This window comes from Acinetobacter sp. CAU_H_29a_1 (assembly GCF_058599505.1).
Map to the genome: position 1 here is coordinate 350,527 of NZ_CM178655.1, position 24,313 is coordinate 374,839.

Below are 24,313 nucleotides of genomic sequence, written 5' to 3' on the forward strand. Positions count from 1 at the left end.
ATCCGATTAAATTAAATACAGTTTGTAACTGGATAATTCTAGGAGGCATCCCTCCGAAACGTTAAAGATTCGAAGGGAAAAATAGAACTAGAGTCCTTGCATTTTTAAGCGATTGGCATGTTGGCGATAGACATCAACAGGGTCTGCGCTAAATAGTCCACGTAGTCCCATAACTTGGTTGACCTCATCTAAATGGTTCCAGTCATAGTTATCACGGATGACTTTACCGAAGTGTGTACTACAGCGTGCCACTAAACCATCATTGTCTAAATGTCCATAGGCCAAAGGCCCCAACAGTGAGATCGCACTATCTGCGACATCGAGAATGTTCGTGACTTGAGACGTACCAGTCCACGAATAGTAATACACGCCATTGCTGGATGTTGCACCGCTCTTGTTACAGTCCGAAGCCAGTGCTGTTGTTGGATATTTCTGATTAAAAACACTGGAACCTTGCTCACTAATTGAGGTGAGTGATGCTGTTAAATTGCTTTTTAAGGCAGGGTTACTTTGCCCATAAGCAAGCATAGGACCAATAATATAATCCGCCGCTAGACTGAGTAGTTGCGTTCCACCTTGATTGGCGAGAAGTTTATCCGCGACTTTTGAACCTCTAAACGTTGCCCCCACACCTGTCAGTGAGGCCACATATTGCGGTTTAACTGCTTCTACATAGCGGATGGTTGGTCCACCATGGCTATGCCCAATCAAATTGACTTTAGGTTTATTGGTTAGGGCGATGACCTCTTCAACTTGTTGTAGTAACTGTTCACCTCGTACTTCAGTTGATTCTAAAGGGGAAATTTGTGCTGCAAAGGTGGTCGCACCATTTCGAGCCAAGTCGGGTAAAATTTGATACCAGTAATCTAGTCCAAGTTCGGCAACGCCCACTCGGCTGAACCCAAACATGCCATGAGTAAATAGCAATGGATATTTAGTTTGAGCATAATTACTTTTTACGCTTGCAGTCACCGTCTGCAATCCAGCTGTGGCTGTGGTTGCGCTGAGTCCAAGGCTGGTAACCAGACCTACGAGTGACATTGTTTGTATCATTCTTTTCGTTATAAACATTTTTTTCATCCTGAAAAAGTCAAACACGGTATAGCTTTAATCTGCGAACGGAAGTTTTCCTCCCGTGTCATGCGTGGTTTCAAAGGCTCCTAGTCGAAGTTGTTCTTGTGAATTATTAAACTGTTGATCACGTAGTTTTTGAATGGCTTGCTGCTGCGCGTCTTGACTCATGTTGCTGTTGAGAATGCTGTCGCGTTGTTCTAAGTAGGTATTGACCCGAGATTTCCAATTGTTTCGATCTTTGTCGAGTTTTTCTAAGCGTACGGTCGCTTCGGCACCGACAAGATTCTGGCGCATTTGGCGAATTTCTTCGGCAGAGCCGCCGCGCGCTTTAATATCTGAGGTCAGTTTACGCAGATCTTCGAGTTTGGAGAGTTGTTCTAGGTTTTCTTTCCAATCTTCAGGCAGTTGAGCAAACAACTCTTTCAGTTTCTGCGCTTTTTGTACTTCAGTTAAGGACTGATCTGCCATGATGCTCATGCGGTCTAAGGTATATTCATGGTAGGTATTTTCAGCGCCAAAGAGGCCTTCGATTTCATAGTCGGAAAAGAACTGGCTACGTAGGTTTTTCATCAAAGTAAAAATTTTACGATAGTACTCAGGGTCTTCTTTATTTAGGCTTGGCTCCTTCAGGCTACCCAATTGCACACGATAATCTATATAGCGAGTCCAAAGATCTAAAATCTGCTTAAGCGCAGGTTCTTGATAACCTTGCTGGATATAGGCTTTAAAATCTTGCTTGATCTGGTCAATATTTTTTTCACCATATTGGGTAATGAAATATTCAAAACAGTTACGTGTTTGTTCATTAACAACTAAGCGATTATTTTGGTCGAGCACCAGTTGGCAGTTGACTTCAGTGTCCTGTTGGCTGTTGCTGACAAAAGGCAGCCCCGATGCATGTGGCAAGTCTGACGCTGCGGGTAATAAGCCTGTCGTATTTTGAGCACTAGAGCGAATCGGCCCTTGGTTTGAGCCAACAGTTGCATTGGGTGCGAGCCAAATGAGAAAACCAAGAATGACAACGATGATCACGGCGAAAATGAGCCATAATTTCTTTTTTTGCATATCCTATGCCTAACATCCCTATTGTATTTTTTATTTGGTTCATATGAATGAACTCAGTTTATTCTGAAACAAAAGAGCAAATAAACAACAGAAAAGTTGTAAAACTAGACAAGCGGTTGATAGTATTGCGGCAGCTTTAAGACGTGTCTATGTTATGAAATCATCTGCTTCAAAAATCCAGCGCCGTGCCGTGAATGGTGTATTTTTATTGAATAAGCCATTGGGGATTAGTTCAAATGCGGCATTGCAAAAAGTACGTTGGTTATACCGTGCGCAAAAGGCGGGGCATACGGGAGCGCTTGATCCATTGGCATCGGGACTGCTGCCGATTTGTTTGGGCGAAGCGACCAAGTTTTCACACTTTTTGTTGGACTCGGTGAAGCGCTACCAAACCACCATTCAGCTGGGTCACAGTACCACCACAGGTGATGTAGAAGGTGAGCAACTGTTAAAGCAGGCTGTACCTGAGTTAACCGAAGATTTGATTGAAGCCGTTTTGGCTCAGTTTATGGGTGATATTAAGCAAGTTCCACCAATGTATTCCGCTTTGAAGAAAGATGGTCGTCCTTTATATGAGCTAGCCCGTAAAGGGATTGAAATTGAGCGTGAAGCCCGTCCGGTTACCATCTCTGCGATTGAGTTGCTTTCATTCACAGCAGACAGCGTCACCCTTGATATTACCTGCTCGAAAGGCACATATATTCGTGTTTTAGGCGAAGATATTGCGAAGGCATTGGGTACTTATGGTCATTTAACTTATTTACACCGTATTAAAACAGGTCATTTTGATCTGATTCCAAGTTATACCATTGAGTATTTGGAAAGTTTGTCTGAACAAGAGCGCGAAGCACTGTTGTTACCTGTATATGCACCTGTAGATCATTTTCCTAAAGTACAAGTTCCAGAAGGACGCAGTGAATACTTTAGTCGCGGTATGGAAAGTAATACTGAGCATACGGCCGAAGCACAGGTCTTGGTTTTCGATGGGGAAAAATGCTTAGGCTTAGCTGAAGTTACGGATAAGAAAAGATTGGTTCCAAAGCGGGTTTTAAATCTATAATCGAAATATATCACTCGGTAAAAAAGGATAAGGCGTGGACATTGACATTATTATCAGTCTGATCTTTTTTGCCTTTTGTGCAGGCGCAATTGACGCTGCCGTTGGCGGTGGTGGGCTGATCCAAATTCCCGCTTTGATGAATGCCTTTCCGTCGATGGCGCCTGCCACTTTATTTGGCACCAACAAATTAGCGGCAGTGGTGGGTACAGCCACTTCAGCCGTTTCCTTTGCCCGTAAAGTTCGCTTTGAATGGAAACTTTTGGCTGTGGTCGCAGTATGTGCCACCATCAGTTCATTTGGGGGCGCGGCTAGTGTCGCTATGATTCCAAAAGAGGTTCTCCAACCCTTTGTCTTGCTCATGTTGATTGTGATGGCGGTCTATACCCTCATGAAGAAGCAATTTGGGCAAGTGCATATGGCGCAAACTGTGACGCCTAAAATTTTGTTGTTGGCGGGTCTCGGAAGTTTAGCCATTGGCTTTTATGATGGTTTGTTTGGCCCAGGCACGGGCAGTTTCTTTATTTTCTATTTTATTCGCTATTTACGCGTTGATTTTTTGCATGCGGCGGCATTGGCTAAAATTGGCAATGTGATGACCAATCTTGCGGCGCTAAGCTTTTTCATTCCCTCGGGGCATGTGCTCTTTGCTGTAGGAGGCACGATGGCCGTCGCAAATATGATCGGGTCTATTTGTGGGGTAAAAATGGCGCTGAAATATGGCAGCGGCTTTATTCGTATTTTATTTCTTATTTTGGTAACTATTTTAATTCTCAGATTGAGCTATCAAATGTTTTTGATGTAATGGTGCGATACCTTTAAAACTTCATTACAAAAAACGCGCAGTCTGTGACCTCATTTCTCGTTTATTGCATTTAAGATCAATACAGCGCACTCAATGCTGTGCCAAGAAGCTTTTCAATAAAAAATGATGTTTTAAGTTGAACTGAACTGGAGCATAGAATGAATATATTTGAAGCCTTAAGAGAAAGTCACGTTATACAACGAAATTTGGCTGAACGACTACTCCAAACTTCAGGGGATACGCCTGAGCGCCGTGAGCTATTTGAACGCCTTAAAAATGAATTATTTGCCCATGCTGTGGCAGAAGACCGTTATTTTTATATCCCTTTAATGATGACTGATTCGGGTCTTAACATTACCCGCCATGCTTTGGCAGAACACCATAAAATGGATGAGTTATTGGAACAATTGACCGAGACGGAGTTCTCCAATCCGGGCTGGTTGGCAATTGCAAAAAAATTATCGGAAACTGTACATCATCACTTACAAGAAGAGGAGCATGGTTTTTTTCAGCAAGCCGGAAAAATTTTACTCGATGCTCAAAAGACTGCGCTCGCCAAGCAGTATCAGCAGGAATACAAAAAGTACAAAAAAATTGAAAAAGACAGTTTGGTTTAAGTCCATTTTAAACAAAAGATGGCGAGTGCCATCTTTTGTGATTAAATCGCGTCATCACTTTGCTGTTTGGCTCTAAAGGTAACCCCAACAGAGGCAATCATAATGCAAACCAGCGCCAACGTTTGCCACATGCTAATTTGTTCTTTCAGTAGTAACCAACCTGCCAAGGCTGCTAAAGCCGGTGACAAACTTGAAAGCGTCCCATAGCTGAGTTTACTTAAACGTTTCAACGCCATGAGGTCTAGAGCATAGGGAATGGTTGTGGCGAGTAGTGCAATCAATAAGGCTTTGGGCCAGTATTCCGTTTGCATTAGCGCTGTAGGGTTATGCGTGGCGCTAATGGGCAGTAGCACCAAGGCTGAGATCACAATAGCAATACTGAGGGCATGCATGCCGATATTTTGACGGACGACTTTTTGCCCAAAATAAATATACAGCGCCCAGCACGCACCCGCTGAAACCGCAAATGCAGCACCTAAGAAAGAGAAGTTGGTTGCATTCGCTTGATGCCACGGCACCATCAGTGCAATGCCTAAAATCGCTAATCCGACCCAGATATAATCACGACGTTGTTTAATCGAGAGTAGCGCTAAAGTTAAAGGACCTAAAAACTCTAAACCGACGGCAATACCTTGCGGCAGTTTACCCAGCGAAGCGTAGAATAAAATATTCATGAGGCATAAGGCTGCCGTGTAGCTGAGTAAATCTTTCCACTTTAAATGCGGTAGGCGTTTCATGATGCTCCATGAGCGGAACATCAGCACAATTAAAATTGCCGCAAAGCACAGTCTAAGGGTCACCACGGTTAGCGGGTCAAGGATGGCAATCAACTGCTTGGCAAAAGAAGCACTGATTTGATAGGACAGCATGGACAAGACCATGAACATCACTGCCATCAGTTGAGAATTAGGCATCATGCACACATCAGGTCATGGCGACCTGTTATTTTAAGAAGGTGGATTAGTATAACGATTCACAACCCAAGTTGGATGCTGAATAAGCTGATTTTTTGAAATGCAACGACATGAATTTAAAAGTAATCGATAGAGCCGTTGGATTTAAAAGCTAAATTCAAACTCTGGATTACATCGTTTAAACTGTAGCTTGGCGGTTTTTCTGAGCTGTATAGGTACAACCAATAGATGCCATGATAATCACGCTAAGTGCAAGCCACTGTGACCACAATAGTTGCTCGCCTAGAAAGACAAAACCAGATAGTGCTGCAATGGCAGGCTCAAGGCTCATGAGCGTTCCAAAACTTAGAGCGGTTAAATTGCGTAGCGCAATCATTTCCAAGCTAAAAGGCAAAGCGCTGGCTAAAACTGCTAAAGCCACGAAATAAATCAGGTTTGAGGGTTCAAACACATTTGTGGGTAAACCACTGAATAGGGCAAGCGGCATTAATATCAGCATGCCGACAAACATGCCCAAGCACACGGTATGGTTGCCCGAAACACCCGATGGGCGCTGCCCCGCCACGATATACAAGGCCCAACATGCACCTGCACCTAGGGCAAATGCGATCCCAAGAGGATCTAAAGGTTGAGCTGCTTGGTCGAAAGGAAAAAGTAAAACCAAGCCTAAAATAGCCAGCCCGACCCAAACAAAGTCAAAGCGTTGTTTGGCATAAAACAGCGCAACACTGAGCGGGCCAATAAACTCAAACGACACTGCAATGCCGAGTGGCAGGCGAGCAATGGATAAATAAAACAATAGGTTCATACCTGCTAAAGCAAAACCATAGCTGAGAATGGCTTTATATTTGACTTGCTTAAAATCAACCTGCCAAATTTTAAACAGCACGGCCAAGATGATTGATCCCAACAGCAAGCGCATGGCGGAAACAGTTAAAATGGGAAATTGATCAAACAAAACTTTGGCCAGTGAACCACTACTTTGCAAGCTAAGCATTGCAATCAGCAATAAAAAGGTCGCTTGGAGGTGGGGAGTACTTTTTAGATTTGGCATTATTGGAATACTAGATAGGGAAGTGAATACTTGGAAAAAGTAGCGGAGAATGTGCTTGGGTCGCACATAAAATTTTAACAAGTATTCAAAAATAAAAAAACCACAGCTTGGCAGCTGTGGTTTTTAAATAGAGTCGAATTAGAACAATACGCGAACGCGGATTGTGCCTTCAACGTCTTGTAGAGTATCTAAAGCTTCTTGAGATGCTGTTGCGTCTACATCCATCACCAAGTAACCAACATCACCTTTGGTCATGAGAGACTGACCAGAAATGTTGATGCCGTGTTCAGCAAACAAGTTGTTGATTTTTGACAACACGCCTGGCACGTTTTTGTGGATGTGAAGTAAACGGTGTTTGCCTTCGGTCAATGGTAACGCGATTTCTGGGAAGTTCACCGCAGATAAAGTCATGCCTTTATCTGAATAAGAAACGAATTTCTCAGCCACTTCTAAACCAATGTTCGCTTGAGCTTCCATAGTCGAACCACCCACGTGAGGGGTTAAGATCACGTTTGGAATATTACGTAGTGGAGAAATGAACTCTTCACCATTGGCTTTTGGTTCTTTCGGGAACACGTCAACCGCAGCACCAGCAACATGACCTGATTTCAAGGCATCTGCTAAGTCTTCAATCACGACACATGTACCACGTGCAGCATTGATGAAGATTGCACCTTCTTTCATTTGTGCAAATTTTTCTTTGGTCATGAAGTTACGTGTAGAAGGAACATCAGGTACATGCAAAGAAACGACATCAGCATTGGCTAAAAGTTCGTTTAAGCTACCGACTTGACGTGCATTACCTAATGGTAGTTTCGTTACTGTGTCGAAGTAGATCACTTTCATACCTAAGCTTTCAGCAAGGACAGAAAGTTGTGAACCGATTGAACCGTAACCGACAATCCCTAAAGTTTTACCACGAGTTTCGAACGAACCAACAGCTGACTTGTTCCAACCGCCTGCATGTGTATCTGTCGATTTTTCAGGGACACGGCGAAGAAGAAGAATAGCTTCAGCAAGTACAAGTTCAGCCACTGAACGTGTATTTGAGTATGGTGCGTTAAATACTGGAATACCACGAACCATCGCAGCATTTAAGTTCACTTGGTTGGTACCAATACAGAAACAACCAACAGCGATTAATTTATTCGCTGCTTCAAACACTTCTTCAGTGAGTTGTGTACGGGAACGAATACCAATGAAATGTGCATCTTTAATCGCTTCTTTCAACGCTTCACCTTCAAGCGCTGTTTTACGATAATCGATGTTGGTGTATCCGGCAGCATTTAGTGTGTCGATTGCGTTTTGGTGAACGCCTTCTAACAACAAGAAACGAATTTTATCTTTAGGAAGTGAAAGATGTTGGCTCATTACGGCTCCGCTACAAAGGCCAAATTTAGTGGCGATATAATAGCACGTACCGCGCCCGATATACATTTCCTTTATGCGGACTCTGCTGGGTATTTTTAGCCTCTATAGTGCGTAAAAAAGTCTTTTTGGTCTAATTAAACTAATCATTTCAAAGGTATCCTGAATAAAACAGCTTTTTCTGCGGGAAACAGAAAAAATGCCTTATAATATGACTCCGTGAAAATAAGCCAGTTGCACACTGCTGCTTAAATCCTCACGAACTGCCTGAGCCTTAGGGCATGGAAAGACTGAAATGAAGCGCTTTTCATGCAGAGAACCCTAGCGCCACAAACAACTTGTTTACTTCTTGCAAGGTCTGAAAACGATGAATGCTCCAGTCGCTTTAACCCCAGAGTTATTGACCCAATTGACAGCAATTGTAGGTGAAAACCGCATTAAAACCGATGCGGATAGCCTTGAAAATTGGGGACGCGATCATACCAAACATTTTGATCCAAACCCGTCAGTCATCGTTTTTCCATCGAGCACGGAACAAGTGCAAGCCGTTGTGAAACTTGCAAATGAGTTCAATGTTGCCATTACACCATCAGGTGGTCGTACTGGCTTATCTGCCGGTGCAGTCGCTGCCAATGGTGAAATTGTGGTAAGCATGGACAAGATGAACCAAATCTTGGAATTCTTCCCAGCAGACCGTATGGTTCGCGTTCAAGCAGGTGTGGTGACTGAACAGCTGCAAAACTATGCTGAAGAGCAAGGCATGTATTACCCAGTCGATTTTGCTTCTGCGGGCTCGAGTCAAATTGGTGGAAACATTGGCACCAATGCAGGCGGTATTAAAGTCATTAAATATGGCATGACGCGTAACTGGGTACTCGGTTTAACTGTAGTCACGGGTAAGGGTGATGTGCTGCGTTTGAACAAAGGCATGATCAAAAACGCAACCGGTTATGCACTACAACATTTATTCATTGGTGGTGAAGGGACACTAGGCTTAGTGACTGAAGCTGAAATCAAATTGGAACGCCAACCGCAAGACCTTCAAGTAATGGTATTGGGCGTGCCTGACTTTGATGCTGTAATGCCTGTACTTCATGCTTTCCAAGCAAAAATTGACCTGACTGCATTTGAGTTCTTTGGTGAACTGGCAATGCAAAAAGTGTTGGCACATGGTCATGTACAACGTCCATTCGAAACCGAATGTCCATTCTATGTATTGTTAGAATTTGAAGCGCCATTTGAGCCAATTATGGACAAGGCGATGGAAATTTTTGAGCACTGCATGGAACAAGGTTGGGTACTGGATGGCGTGTTGAGCCAAAGCCTCGATCAAGTGGAAAGCTTATGGCGTTTACGTGAAGACATTTCTGAGTCGATTGCTCCATTTACACCATACAAAAACGACATTTCAGTTTTGATTACCCACGTTCCTGCATTTATTAAAGAAATTGATGCGATTGTGGCAAGTAACTACCCAGACTTTGAAATCTGCTGGTTCGGTCATATTGGTGACGGTAATTTACACTTAAATATTTTAAAACCTGCTGACTTAAGCAAAGATGAGTTCTTTGCCAAATGTCAGGTGGTGAATAAATATGTCTTCGAAACTGTGAAAAAATACGACGGCTCAATTTCTGCGGAGCACGGTGTTGGTATGACCAAAAAGCCATACCTTGACTACACCCGTTCAGCAGAAGAAATTGAATATATGAAGGCATTGAAGCAAGTTTTCGATCCAAATGGCATTATGAACCCTGGTAAATTATTCGACCTTTAAGTTTGAATTGAGTTTTAAAAGCGCATCCATCGTGATGCGCTTTTTTTTATGGTTGAAGGGACTGAATTACATTTACTAAATAGTGTAATAGGCTTAAAAAAGGCATGATAGATTGATAAATAATAAATTTTGGGTGGGATTTATGTTGCGTCTTATTTTAGCTTCAGCCGTATGTGTGGGACTTTTGTCAGGTTGTGCGACGACCAAAGAGTTAGTGAATAAAGTCGGTTCGTCAGATACGCCGTTGGCTCAGGTACTTAAAGAGCGTCCAGATTTGCGTAATGAGTTGGCTACGGTTGAAATCCGTCAATACTTTAATACAGTGGAGTCACCGACCGCGGCAGAAGTCAAAGTGACTGAAACAGGGTTGTTAGATGATTCGGTAAAGTCGGTGCGTACCGTGTATAACTTTAAGTTGGTCGATGGCGACTGGGAAAAAACTGCGACGAAAACCTCTTACCAATGTGCGCGCGGTAAAAATACCAAGAACTTCCAAACAGCGAAGTGTTCATAATAAATCTTTGATTTATGGTTGAACTTTAGACAATTTTGCCTCATAAAAAGCGTATCGGTTGATGCGTTTTTTTGCTTTTTGGGGTTTTATAAAAATGAATATTTTGATTGTTGGGAACGGTTTTGATTTGTTGCACTATTTGCCGACGAAGTACGACCATTTTATGGTCGCAATGGAAGCAATAGAAAAGGCTCTAGACTAGCAGATTTGCACTTAGTTTTACCTAATGAGGTCCCACAACTCTGTTGCTAGCTCATTAGGCTCCCTCATCCAACGCCATTCTGTATCTTTAAGATGATAATCAAAATACTCTTTTGATATACCGTTGAACTTTGCTAGCCTTCTTTTACAAAAGCTCCAGAATGATTCTATTCCATTTATATGACATTGTCCTCTGGCAAATTCATTCGCTCCATGATTTACTCTAAAATGCTTTGAGTAACCAACATCTACCAAACCATTGTATCCACGCCAACCATCACTATAAATTACACTTTCAAGTGCAACTTTACCTAAGATAACTTGTTGTAATGTAGTCTTTTTACAATCAGGGACTATTTCTGTATAAACTCGACCATTCCTTTCAAATATTCCAAATACAGGTTGTTTTAAAGTACCTCGACCTCGCTTCAATTTCCCATGAAAACCACGTTGTCTTTTTGCTCCAAAATAGCTCTCATCAACTTCAATAGAACCTACAAACTTTGCTCTTAAATCTGTTTGATGATCGTAGATTGCTTCTCTAAAAAGCATGTACCAATAGTTGATGGTATTACGGTTCAAGTTAAGCAATAAGGCTGTTTTAGAAGCAGGAATATCAATGCAAAAGCACTGAATAATTTTTTTAATCTTATAGTGACTTAATTTACTGTTTTCTATCATGATTCTAGACTAACATATCTATTCTGCTAGTCTAGAGCCTAGAAAATTGGGATGTGTTAAAAGGTGACATGAATTTTGATGATCTGTTTGGTGCTTTATATGAGAAAGAAAGCTATTTTTTTGATAAAACAAAAGTAATCTATAAGACTGAAAAGGCTTTGTTGCATAAATATGTAAGCATCTGATTTAAATAAATTTAATTTTGGATCAAAAAATAATCAAAACTTTTAAAATCATATAGTTATGAAATCTTTGTGCAACAAAGCCCCGTGTTGGATGTTCAGCTTACAGCGGGTACGAAAACAGTTTTACCTGTATCGGAAGGTGAGACGACACTGCTGTATATCCGTAGTGGTCGTCTTCAGCTCAATAGCGGAGAAATGATAGAAGCACAGCAGATGGCAGTCATGTCTAATCATGGTGAGCATCTCGAAATACAAGCGGTACAAGACAGCGCTTTTTTATTACTCAGTGGGCAGCCTTTAAATGAACCGATTTATGGACGCGGTTATTTTGTCATGAACACCTTCAACGAAGTTTTACAGGCGTATGAGGACTTAAAACAAGGGCATTTTATTGCGCCTAATACAAAACCAAATGCGACAGATGAAACTTAAAAAAGTAACAATACAAACAGATGCAACACTGCTAAAATAGCTTAACTGAGCTTTGTCAGTGTCACCGCTCAGTCTATTTTAATAACACCTTTTCTAAAAACGCTTTGTGAATACAGCGTAAAACCAGTGTGCATTTCTCGCACCCATACATTTTTTATTCAATTTTACAGTGCTTGCCATTGGGCTTAGTCGTCTCTCCCTCTAACTGACTTTGCTCAGGCTTGTACGCATTTTATATGTAGATAACAATGCAAAACGTACAAACTTTAAAGTTAAGCCGTGCCACATTGATGTTTCCTTTGACATTGGTTTTATTCGAATTTTCGGTCTATATCGGTAACGATTTAGTCCAGCCTGCTATGCTCGCGATTACCCAAGACTTTGGAGTAAGCAGTGCGTGGGCACCATCCTCTATGTCCTTTTACTTACTGGGCGGTGCTTGTGTCGCGTGGCTGCTTGGACCACTCTCAGACCGTTTAGGCCGTAAAAAAGTGTTGCTTGCAGGTGTGGCATTTTTTGTGCTGACTTGCCTCGCGATTTTACTCACTCAAAATATTGAGTCTTTTTTGGCGCTCCGCTTTTTACAAGGCGTGGGACTATCGATGATTTCTGCTGTGGGTTATGCCGCAGTACAGGAAAGTTTTGAAGAGCGTGATGCCATTAAAGTCATGGCACTCATGGCCAATATTTCTCTGCTGGCACCGCTGCTTGGCCCTGTAGTGGGCGCGTTTATGATTGACCATGTGTCATGGCATTGGGGCTTTATTGGCATCGCCTTTTTGGCTTTTTTAAGTTGGTTTGGTTTAAAAGCCAAAATGCCTGCGACACAACAGCGTCATTCTAAAAAGCCGCTGCGCTATATTTGGGATGACTATAAAACGGTCTATAAAAATAAGACCTTTTTGGCGCTCACCTTTGGCCTACCGATGGTCGCGATGCCTTTGATGCTGTGGATTGCGCTGTCGCCTGTGATCTTGGTAGAAGAACTTGGCTTGAGCAGTATGCAATATGGCTTGGCACAGTTCCCCGTCTTGGGCGGTCTCATTCTGGGCAACATTGTATTGATTAAAGTCATCGACAAAATGGCACTCGGTAAAACTGTGTTACTCGGTTTGCCTTTAATGTTCGTCGGTACGCTGTTGGTGGTGCTCGGCACCATTTTCCAAAGCTATTTCTTGCCGTTACTGATTGTGGGGATGACTTTGGTGAGCTTTGGCGAAGGTATCAGTTTTTCGGTGTTATATCGCTTTGCGTTGATGTCATCGGAGGTGTCCAAAGGGACGGTTGCCGCAGCCGTTTCGGTACTGATGATGTTTACGTTTTTCTTCGTGATTGAACTGGTGCGTATGGCTTATGTGGCATTTGGTCTTTGGGCCTACAGTTTGGTCTGCCTCAGTTTAATTGCGTTGTGGTTTAGCTTTCCACGTGCGACCGTGAAAAAAGTGATGCAAAAACGTCTTGAGAGTGGTGTTTACTAAGATTTTATTCGCTGAATTCAGCTAAGTTCACATTATAAAAAAAGCGCGCATTCATTTGAATGGGCGCTTTTTTATTACTGCTTTAAAAAATCCTTTTTAAAGCCAGTTTTTTTAAACTTAGGCTTCAGCTTGCTCTGGTTCCAATTTTTTAATTTTGGCATCAAACACAAAAGGCCCAAAAGGTAAGATTGAAGCGATCAAACCTAAAATAAACATCTTCAAAGACCATTTTTGTTTTTCACAGACCACAAACAGCACGATGAGAAACAAGATAAATAATACGCCATGCCCCATACCCACGTATTTGACTAGGATCGGGTTATCAAAGATGTATTTCATTGGCATCGCAACGAATAACAACAGTAAAAAAGAAATCCCTTCTAAAAATCCTACAACACGTAATGTCTGAATGTTCATGGTCAAAAAATCTATGAGAATGAAGCTCGAGTGTACGCAAGAACCAGATAAAAATGAACCACAATACACCCGTACATCATGACGCTTTTAAAGATCTTCGTTGTATCGTCCGTTTTATTTAATGTCTCGGGCCAGCAGTTCAGTTTTTAACTTCAGCAATTCGGGCAGAGTTTCCAGTAGTAGACTGATTTGTTTGAGGACCAAGTGTAAATTCGGACTCATTGTTTCTTGCGCATTTAGGCTTTTAATCTCTGCCAGTTTTTGCTGGATGTCGAGTTCAGCTAATGCCTGCTGATGGAGCAGTACATGATTCAGCGTATTTTGACACCACAGCATCAGTTCCAACACTTGCGTATCCTGCACCAAATCTCGGTGACTTCCCAAAGCAGAAATATAACTGAGTTGACTGTGGCTATATACCAAGTAGCGAAAAGCATGATGTACCAGTTCTGGGTTGGGATTGGGCTCGGTACTGAGACTGGAGATCATGTTCGCCAGTTCGGTTTGGGCATTATGCGCAGTACGACGCGCACTGCGGTAAGCCAGACTATTATTTTTACCGTGTTGATATTGCTCACAGATGGCATTGAAATAGTTGAGGGTTGCATCGGATGCTTTTTTAATGGTGTTGGAAATATTGCGGAAGTCCCAATCCGGCCAAATAAAACTCACTGCGAACCAAGCAATGGCACAACCAATGAGGGTGTCTATAATTCGCGGTAAAATAATGGCATAACCTGCACCTTTTAAATTAAAAATCAGCAGCACCATGAGTGTTGCCATAAGGGTCGCCATGGCATATTTCTTGGAACTGAGATAGAAAAAGCACACGCCAAAAATAATGGTTAGTAGCAGTTGTCCTTCAATACTTGGGACGAAATACAGCAGTGGAACCCCTAAGACAACGCCCAAAATAGTGCCCAAGGTTCGCATTTTTAAGCGGCTTTTGGTGGCGAAATAACGCATTTGGCAAACAAATAAACTGGTGAGCAAAATCCAATAGCCATGTTGCGCAAAGGGTAGCAGTGAGATGCCATAACCTACAGTAAAGACAAAGGCGATACGCACCGCATGGCGAAACAGTGCGGATTGGGGGGTGAGATGTTGACTGAGTTTGAGCCACAGATCATGCCAATCATGGATATCATCATCATATAAATTGAGGTTATCAATATGCTGTTGATAACGCTGTTCTTGGCGCGATTGTAGTTCGTTGAGGTGCTGAAAACGTTCATGCACACTGTCCAAATTATTTAAAATCAGTTGTAGATTTTTGACTTCAATATTGTGTGGATGATCTCGAATCCAGTCCTGCATGGAACTGTGTAAATTCAGCAACGCCTGAGTGGTCGTTGGATCTGATACATAGGTTTGATTGTTCAAAATACACCGTGCCAAAGCCTGACAGGCAAGGGCTTGCAGTCGAATATTTTTTTGAATACGAAAAATGAGATCAGTTCGGCTAAAGTTTTGATGTAACTGCTCATAGTGCAAATAATTAGAGCTGGCTTGTTCATGAATGTCTTGAACGAGAAAATAGAGGTTGAGCCAATAAATTATATTTTGGTTGGCGCGAGATGCTTTTAGTCGCGTCAGTAGTGAGCTTTTGGTGTGGTTAAAACTTTGTACCACAGTACTGTTTTGTAAGGATAAATCATAGAGCAGCGCTTCTACATTGTCTCGATTGTCTGGGTCGAATAGACGTGCTTTTGCGTTGAGCAAATCGGCGACTTGATTAAAACAGCGGGCTAAGTTGTCCTGAACGGCCAAGGTGGGTTTAAGAATATAAAACACAATGGCGGTACAGCCATACCACAATGCTCCCAAGACAAAACAACTGGGTTGAAAGTACCAAACCGAATATTCACCTAGGCCAAACATGCTGTATAGGGAAAGTAGAATGGTGCCAAAGCTCATCGCTGCATAGCGTTGCCCCAGTGCCCCCAGTAAAATAAAACAAGCACTAGACAGTGATAAATATAAGATGAAGAAGAATTTATAAGGATGCAAAAAATCTAAGATGCTACTGACGCTAAAGAACAAGACACAGACATAGGCAAGGTTTCTGAGACGAATACTGAGCCGATCGTCGAAGTCGGTCAGGGCTGTTGCAATTGCACCTAATGTGGTCGGAACGATGAGCTGTTGCAGTCCTAAGAAATATAAACCTAAGGTTGTACCACTCAGCACAATCAAAATTTGCAAGCAATACATAAAAATTGCATTGGACTGAAAGGACTGAAACCACTGACGAAGATTGTTCACGATGTAATAGTCTAGGCTTAGTTTTATTTTAGTTTTAGCCTGAACTTTTTTCAGGGCACTGTCAATTTAATGCTGTGGTCCATCACATCAGAAATTCACCTATGACAATAAAAATGCAGCGGAACATGACTCCGCTGCATTGTGTGTATAAGTCGAAACTTATCCACAGATACGAGGTCAGAACACTACTTTATTCACAGTGCACGGGGCGATAGAGTTACTTAATCACGCCACAGGCGATACGGTCACCGCCACCGCCAAGTGGTTTAGGGGTATCTGAATAGTTATCACCACCTGCATGTACCATTACGGCTAAGCCTTCAACGTCGGCTAAACTTAAGCGAGGAGCGAGTAAATTGACTTTTGCATTACCTGCTGAGTCGACATTCAAGATTGGTAAATCACCCATATGGCCATTGAGTGGTGTGCCGTGGTTTGGCGCTTTTTCTGGGTTAAAGTGTCCCCCAGCGGCTAAAGCAGCCACAGGTTTTCCTTCTTTTTCAGCTACATCACACGAACCTTTTTCATGGATATGAAAACCGTGTGGGCCGGGTGGAAGTTGAGTCAAATTGGTTTGAATCGCCAAACCAACAGGGCTATCAATAAAACGAATGGTGCCAATTTTTTGTCCCACACCTGCAGTTGAAACGGCGTGTACATCGACATCTTTAACCATCGTATTGGTTTCAGTGGGAGTAGTGGTGCATGCCACAGTCCCTAAACCGATTAAAGTCACAAGTGCGCTTAGTTTGAAAGCAGAAGACAACATGTTGGATCCTTTTTTCCTTAAAATTCAGAACCATTCAAACAAAGGCAGGGCTTCGGTTCAATGTTGTCCGTACAGCGTTTTTGTATCTGACATAAAAAAACGCATACTTTAGAGGAAAGCATGCGCTCAAGTCATTTCACTGAACTTATTTTTTGGGCGTATCTAAAGGCTCTTCAGGTGGATCATAAGCCAATGTCGCTTTCGGCATCATTAGGGGGTCATGGACTTGTTCATGTAGCCATTCTCGCCAAATGGCTAACAGTACCGCTAGAATCACGGGGCCGACAAATAAGCCGACCATACCAAAGCTGGCTAAACCACCCAATACACCAAACATGATCAGTAAGAATGGAATTTGCGTTGCACCTGAGATCACCAATGGGCGAATCACATTGTCTGCTGTGCTGACCACACAAACCCCCCACACCATCACTCCAATCGCTTCAATAGTCTGCCCTTGAGAGAATAACCATAAAGACACGGCGCTATATGCCACAGGTGGGCCAAAAGGAATGAGTGCAAAGATAAAGGTTACAATGGTCAGTACCATTGGGTTTGGGACACCAGCAACAAAATAGCTCAGGCCTGCCAAGAGTGCTTGCGCAATTGCAGTCAGGCCAACTCCATAGACCACAGCACGCGTGGTTTCGGAAATGGTGTCTAAATAGTGGTGGATACGTGGGCCAATCACCATTTCTAGCGCTTTACTGACCTGATTTAAAATGGTTTGTCCGTCACGATAGAAGAAGAATAACGACATCACCGCAAAACAGAGTTTAAAAATATTCTTACTGATTTCACTCAGCACCAAACGACCATAATTTAAGTGGCTTTGAAACCAGCCCGAGACATTTTGTACAATACTGTTCGGATCGGTGTTGATTTCTTTTAAAGTACGGGTGACTTCTTTGCCAATAATGGGCAAGTCCCGAATAAATTGCGGAACATCTAAATGACCTGAGAACACTTGTCTTTGCAGTTCATAAAATAGATTACGACCTTCATGCTGCAGCATAAAGATGGCAAAGGTCAGCGGGATACCGACAACTAACACCACCATACTGATCATGATAGTGGCACTTAAGGTTGGACGTGGTCCACAGAGTTTCTGCACTGAGTGATATAAAGGCCATGTGATGTAGGCAATAATCGCAGCCCAAAGCACAGGTACAATAAAGTATTTCAGGACTTGAAAGCTCAAATAGAACAGAATAAAAATCAGTCCAAATAACAATACTTTTTGTAAGGCTGGTGCGTATCGTTGCACGGTATTCACTGCTATATCTCTAAGGTCAAAGTCATATTAACTGAAAAAAATGCGCACGAGAACGTACCCTTGGTAAGTTCTCGTGAATAACCGACTATAAATAGGGAATAGCCCCGTTTTATCTATAGCAAAATATTTTAGAACCAAGCACTTGGATCATCGACAATGGCGTTGAGTAGCGGTTGCCATTGGCTTTGAATGGAGAGGTAATTCTTTTGTGTTTTATCAAATACGCTTAAACCTTGCATTGCCAACTGACCATATGCAGTACGTTCTGAAATCCACGCTACAGGTTGCTGTTCAATTTTCGCAAAAAAATCTTGGATGTCTTTGGCACTGGCGCTGTTGGCTTTGACACGATTGGCCAAAAGCAAAATTTGCACTTTGCCTTTACGAATGCGTTTAATGTCTTGTAAATGCTTTAAAAAACGACGGGTACTGTCAATATCAAAAAACGAGGGTTGCAGTGGGGTCACAATCGCGTGCGCCTCACTGACCAGTTGTTCGGCATGCTCACCAGACAGTGCACCTGGTGCATCGATAATTAAATATTCAATATTTTTAGGCACTTCACCAATCGATTTCTCATGGCGCCAATCTAAACTTTGAATATGCGCCACTTGCTCTGGACGCTGTTTTAACCACTGACGAGCAGATTTTTGATTATCGGCATCGGCCAAAGCCACTTTATAACCTTTTTGTGCGAGTGCCGAAGCTAAATTGATTGCGGTTATCGTTTTGCCACAGCCACCTTTTTGGTTGGCGATTAATATCGTTTTCATGACCTTAAATGATTTTATTCTGCTCACCCCTAGCATATCATTCTTTTGTGTGTCGCATATGACACCAAACCAAAGTTGTAAGTTTAAATCTTGCTACCTGTAGCACAAAATTAGGAAAGAACCATGTCCATATGGATGGCAATGTTGATCGGTGCAGCAATTGGTGTGGTATTGACCACCCTTATTTTAAGTCACAGCCGAAATGGACGCATCAAAGCAGAATATGAGCGCTACATTGCCGAATTAGAACTAGAGCATCAGCAGGCTTTGGCTCAAGCACAAAAGCGCAGTGTCAATACCAGTCGTGCAGTGCTCAAAGGTAAAATGGCGGAGCAACTGGCACCGATTATGCCGCAGTTTGAATACTTACCCAGTGATGCCAAGTTTTTGGGTGATCCTGTCGACTATGTGGTCTTTGATGGTTATACCGACCTACGAGATGGTGAAGGGCGACCAGAGGATATTGAAATTGTTCTCATTGATATTAAAAGCGGTGGGGCGAGGTTAACCAAAGGACAAGTTGCCATTGCGCAAGCGATTCAAGCAGGGCGGGTTCGTTTTGAAACGGTCCGCATCGACTTCGATACGATCGAATAAGCTTGATAATGTCTACCCATGAAAGTATCTTGCTTGATATAGAACAGATACCTTCTACATGACTATCATGACCCATCGCTTGAGTGTGGCTTTTGAGCACGTGCAAAAAACATCAATTGTCCGAGTTTAGGAATACCTTCGGCATAAAAGTAGTGTTGTTCTATCAAATTAAAACCTGCTGCTTTTAAGGCCTGTTCAATGTTTCGATTGAGATGGCAACCATCGGCTAAACGCTTTTGCACAGGTGTGAGTAAGTGTTGTAGACGTTGAATATAAAGGTTATTTGTATTTAATACATGTTCGACTACATGTAAGGTGCCACCCGGTTTGAGCACGCGTAATATTTCCGCCAAAGCCAGTTCTAGCTCAGCAATACTACACAGAGTCCATGTACTGACCACATGCTCAAGGGTCTGGTCAGCAAAAGGCAGCTTTTCCGCACGGGCTTGTACATGATGCACTTCAAATGCTGCTGTTTGTACCCGCTCTAAAGCCAAATGATAAATTTCAGGACTGGGTTCAAGGGCAAAGACAGTATCGACATTTTGATAAAAGGGTAGATTCAGTCCTGTACCAAAACCAATTTCCAATACCCCTCCCTGAATTGGCAAAAGCAGATCGCGGCGCTTGTCCATTAAGCTTGGTACTTGCATGACCTGATTCAGGACATGCGGAAAGATGTGCTGTTGATAGTATTTATAAAGCATGATTGTTTTTTGGGGCTCTGTTCTTCAGCTCTAGCCTAACTGAAAAGTGCTGTGGCTAAAAGTAGACTGCATAATTCGTTCACAATGTTACTAAGTTCATAAGCTTCTTTTCAGGAAACTGGACTAAGATGAAATTGGTTCGTATTTTCCTAGGTCGATGGGAATGAGGTTTGCAATGAAATCTAAATTTATCCTGCTCGGTTTACTCAGCAGTTTGCTGTTGCCCATCAGTGCAAGTGCCACTGTGGATTACAACATTGCCAAAGGTTTAGCGCCGACCTCTAAAGATCAATCGATTTCGGTATTGAAACCGTTTAAAGGTGATTTTCGAATTTTAGGTTCTAAAATGTATTCGGATGATGCACAAGCCAAATTCTCTCCGATTGACTACGCCGTGAGTTGGGGCTTATTTGCTGAACCTGAAATTGCACGCCATATTACGGTGAATCAATACGACCGTTATCTCAACTGGAAAATCGATCGTTTGCCTGTGCCTGCCGAGCAAGCTATGCAAATGGTGTCGAATATGCACATTATTCCAGCCAACCCAGAAATTGCTAAACAAATTAAACACGTGAAACGTGGTGATTTGGTTCGTTTAAAAGGTGAGTTGGTTGAAATTAAAGACAAAGATATGGTCTGGACCTCATCCTTAACCCCGACTGATACGGGCGATGGTGCGTGTGAAGTATTTCGGGTCAACTCAATCCAATGGATTGAACGGGTAAAGGGGTAATGTGAAAGTAGCGCTGGGTTACTTCATCGTGCTGTTTTAATGTTTTATAGTTGATTAACACCCATATGACGTCTTGCTCCACGTGAAACCTATTGGTCAAATCTGTGGATGCTTATAGGTGTATCAATGTTAATAGTGTTTATAAATATCTGATAATAAAATTAATCTTGTATTTGTTTAAAACCACGCTCAAGTAACTTGAACGTGGTTTTTTATCTTTATTTTGCAGTTAATGCCGTACCGTCAAATTCAATACCGTCCCATCCATTCAACATGAACTGACGAATATTTTGATGATCTGTTGCATCAGGTGTGGCTAAAACAGAAGCATAGTGTTCTGCAAATAGGCTTAAAGTTTGCGTTTGATCGAGACCTTGAAGTTGTGCAAACGAAAACACTTTTGCGCTGCCTTGGTTTTCAGTTGCCGCATTGTGCTGCAAACCATTTTTAAATGCAGTTGGTGTATGTGTATAGGCTGCTTCAATAAAAGCCAATACATCTGAAAATTTTGCTTCGCCCGCTGCAAGCTGAGCCAATAATACCTGTGCCATGCGTCTATTTCCGACTAAATTTATGTCCACATCATACCCAAAAACTGCACGATTGGGAGTTTTTACCTGAGATAAAACCGTCTGTTTTGCATGAAGAACGGATGCTAGTGATTTTGGGAATCTATGTTGTCTTGGTCATAGAGCACACTAGGGTGAAGTAAAGATATTCGGCGATGGTGGGTTTTCAATATCCCATGTAAAGCATGTGTGAGTTTGAATGCTGATGCTCACTATGAGAGTGAGACAAGAAGATATGTAAGGATCAACAACCGATGTTAAAAAACCTTGAAGTGCGAGGATTGATTCAGGTTTAATAGCATTATAGTTGATGAACTGTGGATAACTTCGGACTTATCCATACCGCATTTTGTAAAGAATAGGATAGGTCAATGAATTGGATCTTGGTGGCAATGGGGGGGGGAATAGGAGCCTGTTTACGCTACGGTGCCGGATTATGGTTGTTTAAACCCAGTATGAGTTTTCCATGGCCGACATGGTGGATCAACATCGTCGGTTGTTTTGCTGCGGGTATTTTCTTTGCTTTTAGCCAGAAGTTTCCAGTACTACAACAAGAAGCGCGTTTATTTTTGATGGTGGGCATATTGGGCGGTTTTACGACATTTTCGAGTTTTGGCCTCGAAACTTTTCAGTTATTTAGACAGGGACAAACAGTGCTGGCTTTGAGTTATGCACTGTCGAGTTTAGTGGTGGGTGTCATTGTGCTTGGGATCGGATTTTATCTGTTGGATAGTGTGCTTAAACATTAAGAAAAAAGCTGGTCAAAATCAGAACCAGAAAAGAACGCATAAAAAAGAAGCCTAAGCTGGAGGAGGTCTTAGGCTTCTTGATATCTTTACTATAACGCGTATAGCTTAAAGAAAAATGAAATTATTGTGAGCGTTTGAAACGCGCGAAACGTTTATTGAAGCTTGCAACACGACCTTCATTACTGGTTTGACGTTGCTCACCGGTATAAAACGGATGTGACGCACTTGAAATATCCAAACTGACGTAAGGATAAGCCTTGCCTTCATACTCACGAGTTTGATGACTTTGTAAGGTACTGCCGATCACGAAAAACGCGTCGGCATTGGTGTCGTGGAACAGAACTTCACGATACTCTGGATGAATATTGGCACGCATAGACTTCTCCTTAAATGTGTTATTTTGAAATGTTATAATATAACAATAAATAAGTCAAAACAAACCCAGTGACTTTATGTAACTGGGTTTATTGAGTTGTAGTGATTTTATCGTGCCTGCAGTTCTTATTTAGGCAGGAGGTGGCACCAACTCTTCAAATAGATCATTGAGATTGTCGTGCACTTTGAGATGAATCAGGTTCCAATAATGTCCTGAGACTGTGCGATTGACCATTAGTGTATCGGGTGAGGGTTTAAACACATCCCAGTATTTTAGCGATGGTTTGACCAGTTCAATACCATCATGATGCGCTGAGTTTTCGGCAAAGTCATACAAAGTGGTCAGTGGACGCATGAGCACTTCTAACCATGCTTCATACAGTTCGGCAGGGAACTTGCCTTGCTCAGACATAGAGTGCAAAGCAGTCAGTTGCTGTTCCATGGCCAAGATATCACTGTCGCGCGCTGCTTGAATCAGCTGCTTAAAATGCATCACGATTTCAGTCGATAGGGTTTTTACACCGCCATAGTCATATACGATCACGCTACCATCTTCTCGGAAAGCAAAGTTGCCCGGATGTGGGTCGCAGTGGAAGCGCTTTAAGAAGAAAATCTCACGGCCAATGGCACGAAATAAACGACGCCCCAGTTCATTGCGTGTGTCTTGTGACCATGTACTGGCAGTTTCAATGCTTTCGCCGTGCTCTAAGCTTAAGGTTAAAATATGGCGGCTTGAATAGTCTTTATAGACTTGAGGAATAATAATTTTAGGGTCTAAAGCTTGATGAAAGGTACGTGCGACCTCTAAGTTTTGCGCTTCTATTTGATAGTTTAGTTCGTTGTCTAAACTGTCCTGAATTTCTATAAAGAGTTGATCTTGCAGCTTACGGTCAATTTTGAGCACACCCATCAAGCGAAGCGCTAAACGTACTTGTTTTAAGTCACTTTCACAGGCTTCTTCTACACCCGGATATTGAACTTTAACCACAACTTGCTCACCACTCGGTAAAGTGGCTTTATGCACTTGGCCAATGGAGGCCGCGGCAAAGGGTTGTTCTTCAAAGGCTGTAAAAATTTGATTGAGCGGCTTGCCGAGTTCTTTTTCAACTTGAGCTTTGATCTCTTGAAAAGGCATCGCAGGCGCTTGACGTTGTAATTTACTAATCGCACGTGCCACTTCAGGCGGGAAAATATCTTTGTATTGAGATGCAATTTGCCCGACTTTCATCACGGCACCTTTCATTTCACCTAAGGTGTCTGCAATTTGAAGTCCAATGTCCTGAAAAAGCTGACTGCGCGCCGCATTTTTTTTATCTTCATCGGCATTGAAGTTTTTAATTGAATTGGTCACAGTCTTGGTTGCGATACTTGCCGTCATGCTGGCAAGTTTCATAAAGCGACGACCGGGCGTACGAGTCGTATTTGCCATGCGATATTCCTCGGGGCATCTTCATTACATCTCAGATTTGATCATAGGCGACAAATGCAAAACTGCCTACTTTAAATTGTTAAGCTGATGTTTCTATTTAAATAATAGTGGTCAGTTGAGTGAATTGCACACAGGATGCTTTTGTATTTAAAAATCGCGTTACACTGTGCAAAAAATTTTGAGTATGAAATAAATGAAAGTTTATCGTTATTTTACAGGCAAGGATGATGTGCATTTTTGTGCGCGCGTCACCCAAGCACTCAATGAAGGCTATAGTCTGTATGGTTCACCTACCATGACCTTTAATGGTAGTGAGGTGATCGTTGGGCAAGTGGTGGTTAAAGACGTTGAGGATGAAAGTGAAGTGCCACAAGGTCTGAAAGACGCTTTGGCACAGCAGTAAAATAGCTGGAATAGGAGAAGAAACGG

The 24,313-nt window shown here is 42.3% G+C and carries 26 protein-coding genes; 11 read left to right on the forward strand and 15 right to left on the reverse strand.

Features of this window, described 5'->3' with window-relative positions:
- Positions 1-87 precede the first annotated feature (87 nt).
- Positions 88-1,041 (reverse strand): esterase/lipase family protein, encoded by a 954-nt coding sequence (locus tag AC4MDD_RS01675; RefSeq protein WP_010327633.1) that lies wholly within the window; start codon positions 1,039-1,041, stop codon positions 88-90.
- A gap of 66 nt (positions 1,042-1,107) precedes the next feature.
- Positions 1,108-2,139: a lipase secretion chaperone gene (locus AC4MDD_RS01680; protein ID WP_005401330.1), complete on the reverse strand. Its 1,032-nt coding sequence runs from the start codon at positions 2,137-2,139 to the stop codon at positions 1,108-1,110.
- Positions 2,140-2,293: 154 nt separating this feature from the next.
- Here AC4MDD_RS01680 and truB point away from each other — a divergent pair, with 154 nt between their 5' ends.
- The 3 genes from truB to AC4MDD_RS01695 all read left to right on the forward strand — a co-directional run bounded on the left by truB (position 2,294) and on the right by AC4MDD_RS01695 (position 4,618).
- Positions 2,294-3,199, forward strand: coding sequence for a tRNA pseudouridine(55) synthase TruB (gene truB / locus AC4MDD_RS01685; protein ID WP_005401329.1), 906 nt, complete (start codon positions 2,294-2,296; stop codon positions 3,197-3,199).
- A 34-nt stretch (positions 3,200-3,233) separates the two neighbouring features.
- Positions 3,234-4,001 (forward strand): sulfite exporter TauE/SafE family protein, encoded by a 768-nt coding sequence (locus AC4MDD_RS01690; protein ID WP_005401328.1) that lies wholly within the window; start codon positions 3,234-3,236, stop codon positions 3,999-4,001.
- Positions 4,002-4,159: 158 nt separating this feature from the next.
- Positions 4,160-4,618, forward strand: a complete 459-nt coding sequence (locus AC4MDD_RS01695) for a hemerythrin domain-containing protein (RefSeq protein ID WP_004978028.1) — start codon at positions 4,160-4,162, stop codon at positions 4,616-4,618.
- 41 nt (positions 4,619-4,659) lie between these two features.
- Here AC4MDD_RS01695 and AC4MDD_RS01700 read toward each other — a convergent pair whose 3' ends face one another.
- The 3 genes from AC4MDD_RS01700 to serA all read right to left on the reverse strand — a co-directional run bounded on the left by AC4MDD_RS01700 (position 4,660) and on the right by serA (position 7,957).
- Positions 4,660-5,532 carry an EamA family transporter gene (locus tag AC4MDD_RS01700; protein ID WP_005401327.1) on the reverse strand — a complete coding sequence of 291 codons (873 nt, stop codon included), beginning with the start codon at positions 5,530-5,532 and terminating at the stop codon, positions 4,660-4,662.
- Positions 5,533-5,710: 178 nt separating this feature from the next.
- Entirely contained in the window at positions 5,711-6,586 is an 876-nt protein-coding gene (locus AC4MDD_RS01705) for an EamA family transporter (protein WP_005401326.1), read from the reverse strand.
- A 138-nt stretch (positions 6,587-6,724) separates the two neighbouring features.
- A complete protein-coding gene (gene serA, locus AC4MDD_RS01710) occupies positions 6,725-7,957 on the reverse strand; it encodes a phosphoglycerate dehydrogenase (RefSeq protein WP_004691438.1) in 1,233 nt (410 codons plus the stop codon).
- Positions 7,958-8,321: 364 nt separating this feature from the next.
- Between serA and AC4MDD_RS01715 the strand changes: the two genes are divergently transcribed.
- Positions 8,322-9,731: an FAD-binding oxidoreductase gene (locus tag AC4MDD_RS01715; RefSeq protein WP_004978025.1), complete on the forward strand. Its 1,410-nt coding sequence runs from the start codon at positions 8,322-8,324 to the stop codon at positions 9,729-9,731.
- 142 nt (positions 9,732-9,873) lie between these two features.
- Positions 9,874-10,245 (forward strand): hypothetical protein, encoded by a 372-nt coding sequence (locus AC4MDD_RS01720; protein WP_004978014.1) that lies wholly within the window; start codon positions 9,874-9,876, stop codon positions 10,243-10,245.
- A 219-nt stretch (positions 10,246-10,464) separates the two neighbouring features.
- Here AC4MDD_RS01720 and AC4MDD_RS01725 read toward each other — a convergent pair whose 3' ends face one another.
- On the reverse strand, positions 10,465-11,127 hold the full coding sequence (locus AC4MDD_RS01725; protein ID WP_491882220.1) for an IS1595 family transposase: 663 nt from the start codon (positions 11,125-11,127) through the stop codon (positions 10,465-10,467).
- Positions 11,128-11,381: 254 nt separating this feature from the next.
- Between AC4MDD_RS01725 and AC4MDD_RS01730 the strand changes: the two genes are divergently transcribed.
- Positions 11,382-11,744 carry a pirin-like C-terminal cupin domain-containing protein gene (locus tag AC4MDD_RS01730; protein WP_005401324.1) on the forward strand — a complete coding sequence of 121 codons (363 nt, stop codon included), beginning with the start codon at positions 11,382-11,384 and terminating at the stop codon, positions 11,742-11,744.
- A 248-nt stretch (positions 11,745-11,992) separates the two neighbouring features.
- On the forward strand, positions 11,993-13,222 hold the full coding sequence (gene craA / locus AC4MDD_RS01735) for a chloramphenicol efflux MFS transporter CraA (RefSeq protein ID WP_010327630.1): 1,230 nt from the start codon (positions 11,993-11,995) through the stop codon (positions 13,220-13,222).
- A 117-nt stretch (positions 13,223-13,339) separates the two neighbouring features.
- On the opposite strand, the gene AC4MDD_RS01740 is transcribed toward craA, so the two are convergent.
- The 5 genes from AC4MDD_RS01740 to AC4MDD_RS01760 all read right to left on the reverse strand — a co-directional run bounded on the left by AC4MDD_RS01740 (position 13,340) and on the right by AC4MDD_RS01760 (position 18,722).
- On the reverse strand, positions 13,340-13,639 hold the full coding sequence (locus AC4MDD_RS01740; protein WP_004977999.1) for a DUF3817 domain-containing protein: 300 nt from the start codon (positions 13,637-13,639) through the stop codon (positions 13,340-13,342).
- Between the two features lie 114 nt (positions 13,640-13,753).
- Positions 13,754-15,904 carry a YccS family putative transporter gene (gene yccS / locus AC4MDD_RS01745; protein WP_005401321.1) on the reverse strand — a complete coding sequence of 717 codons (2,151 nt, stop codon included), beginning with the start codon at positions 15,902-15,904 and terminating at the stop codon, positions 13,754-13,756.
- A 217-nt stretch (positions 15,905-16,121) separates the two neighbouring features.
- A complete protein-coding gene (gene sodC / locus AC4MDD_RS01750; RefSeq protein ID WP_005401320.1) occupies positions 16,122-16,673 on the reverse strand; it encodes a superoxide dismutase family protein in 552 nt (183 codons plus the stop codon).
- 145 nt (positions 16,674-16,818) lie between these two features.
- Complete coding sequence (locus AC4MDD_RS01755; protein ID WP_005401319.1) at positions 16,819-17,940, reverse strand: AI-2E family transporter; 1,122 nt, start codon at positions 17,938-17,940, stop codon at positions 16,819-16,821.
- Between the two features lie 137 nt (positions 17,941-18,077).
- Positions 18,078-18,722, reverse strand: coding sequence for a ParA family protein (locus AC4MDD_RS01760; protein ID WP_004977991.1), 645 nt, complete (start codon positions 18,720-18,722; stop codon positions 18,078-18,080).
- Positions 18,723-18,845: 123 nt separating this feature from the next.
- On the opposite strand from AC4MDD_RS01760, the gene AC4MDD_RS01765 reads away from it, so the two are divergent.
- Positions 18,846-19,319, forward strand: coding sequence for a Holliday junction resolvase-like protein (locus AC4MDD_RS01765; protein ID WP_005401318.1), 474 nt, complete (start codon positions 18,846-18,848; stop codon positions 19,317-19,319).
- 65 nt (positions 19,320-19,384) lie between these two features.
- Here the strand turns inward: AC4MDD_RS01765 and AC4MDD_RS01770 are convergent, their stop codons facing one another.
- Positions 19,385-20,026: a class I SAM-dependent methyltransferase gene (locus AC4MDD_RS01770; protein WP_491882221.1), complete on the reverse strand. Its 642-nt coding sequence runs from the start codon at positions 20,024-20,026 to the stop codon at positions 19,385-19,387.
- A gap of 175 nt (positions 20,027-20,201) precedes the next feature.
- On the opposite strand from AC4MDD_RS01770, the gene AC4MDD_RS01775 reads away from it, so the two are divergent.
- Positions 20,202-20,762: a hypothetical protein gene (locus tag AC4MDD_RS01775; RefSeq protein WP_005401316.1), complete on the forward strand. Its 561-nt coding sequence runs from the start codon at positions 20,202-20,204 to the stop codon at positions 20,760-20,762.
- A gap of 218 nt (positions 20,763-20,980) precedes the next feature.
- Here AC4MDD_RS01775 and AC4MDD_RS01780 read toward each other — a convergent pair whose 3' ends face one another.
- Positions 20,981-21,313, reverse strand: coding sequence for a HopJ type III effector protein (locus AC4MDD_RS01780; protein WP_004691410.1), 333 nt, complete (start codon positions 21,311-21,313; stop codon positions 20,981-20,983).
- 389 nt (positions 21,314-21,702) lie between these two features.
- On the opposite strand from AC4MDD_RS01780, the gene crcB reads away from it, so the two are divergent.
- The gene (gene crcB / locus AC4MDD_RS01785) at positions 21,703-22,080 is read left to right on the forward strand and encodes a fluoride efflux transporter CrcB (RefSeq protein ID WP_005401315.1); all 378 of its coding nucleotides are present in this window, start codon (positions 21,703-21,705) and stop codon (positions 22,078-22,080) included.
- A gap of 121 nt (positions 22,081-22,201) precedes the next feature.
- Here the strand turns inward: crcB and AC4MDD_RS01790 are convergent, their stop codons facing one another.
- Together AC4MDD_RS01790 and AC4MDD_RS01795 are read right to left on the reverse strand one after the other, a co-directional pair.
- Entirely contained in the window at positions 22,202-22,456 is a 255-nt protein-coding gene (locus tag AC4MDD_RS01790; protein ID WP_005401314.1) for a type B 50S ribosomal protein L31, read from the reverse strand.
- 129 nt (positions 22,457-22,585) lie between these two features.
- Complete coding sequence (locus AC4MDD_RS01795) at positions 22,586-23,884, reverse strand: ABC1 kinase family protein (protein WP_005401313.1); 1,299 nt, start codon at positions 23,882-23,884, stop codon at positions 22,586-22,588.
- 193 nt (positions 23,885-24,077) lie between these two features.
- On the opposite strand from AC4MDD_RS01795, the gene AC4MDD_RS01800 reads away from it, so the two are divergent.
- On the forward strand, positions 24,078-24,287 hold the full coding sequence (locus AC4MDD_RS01800; RefSeq protein WP_005401312.1) for a DUF1737 domain-containing protein: 210 nt from the start codon (positions 24,078-24,080) through the stop codon (positions 24,285-24,287).
- Positions 24,288-24,313: the final 26 nt, after the last annotated feature.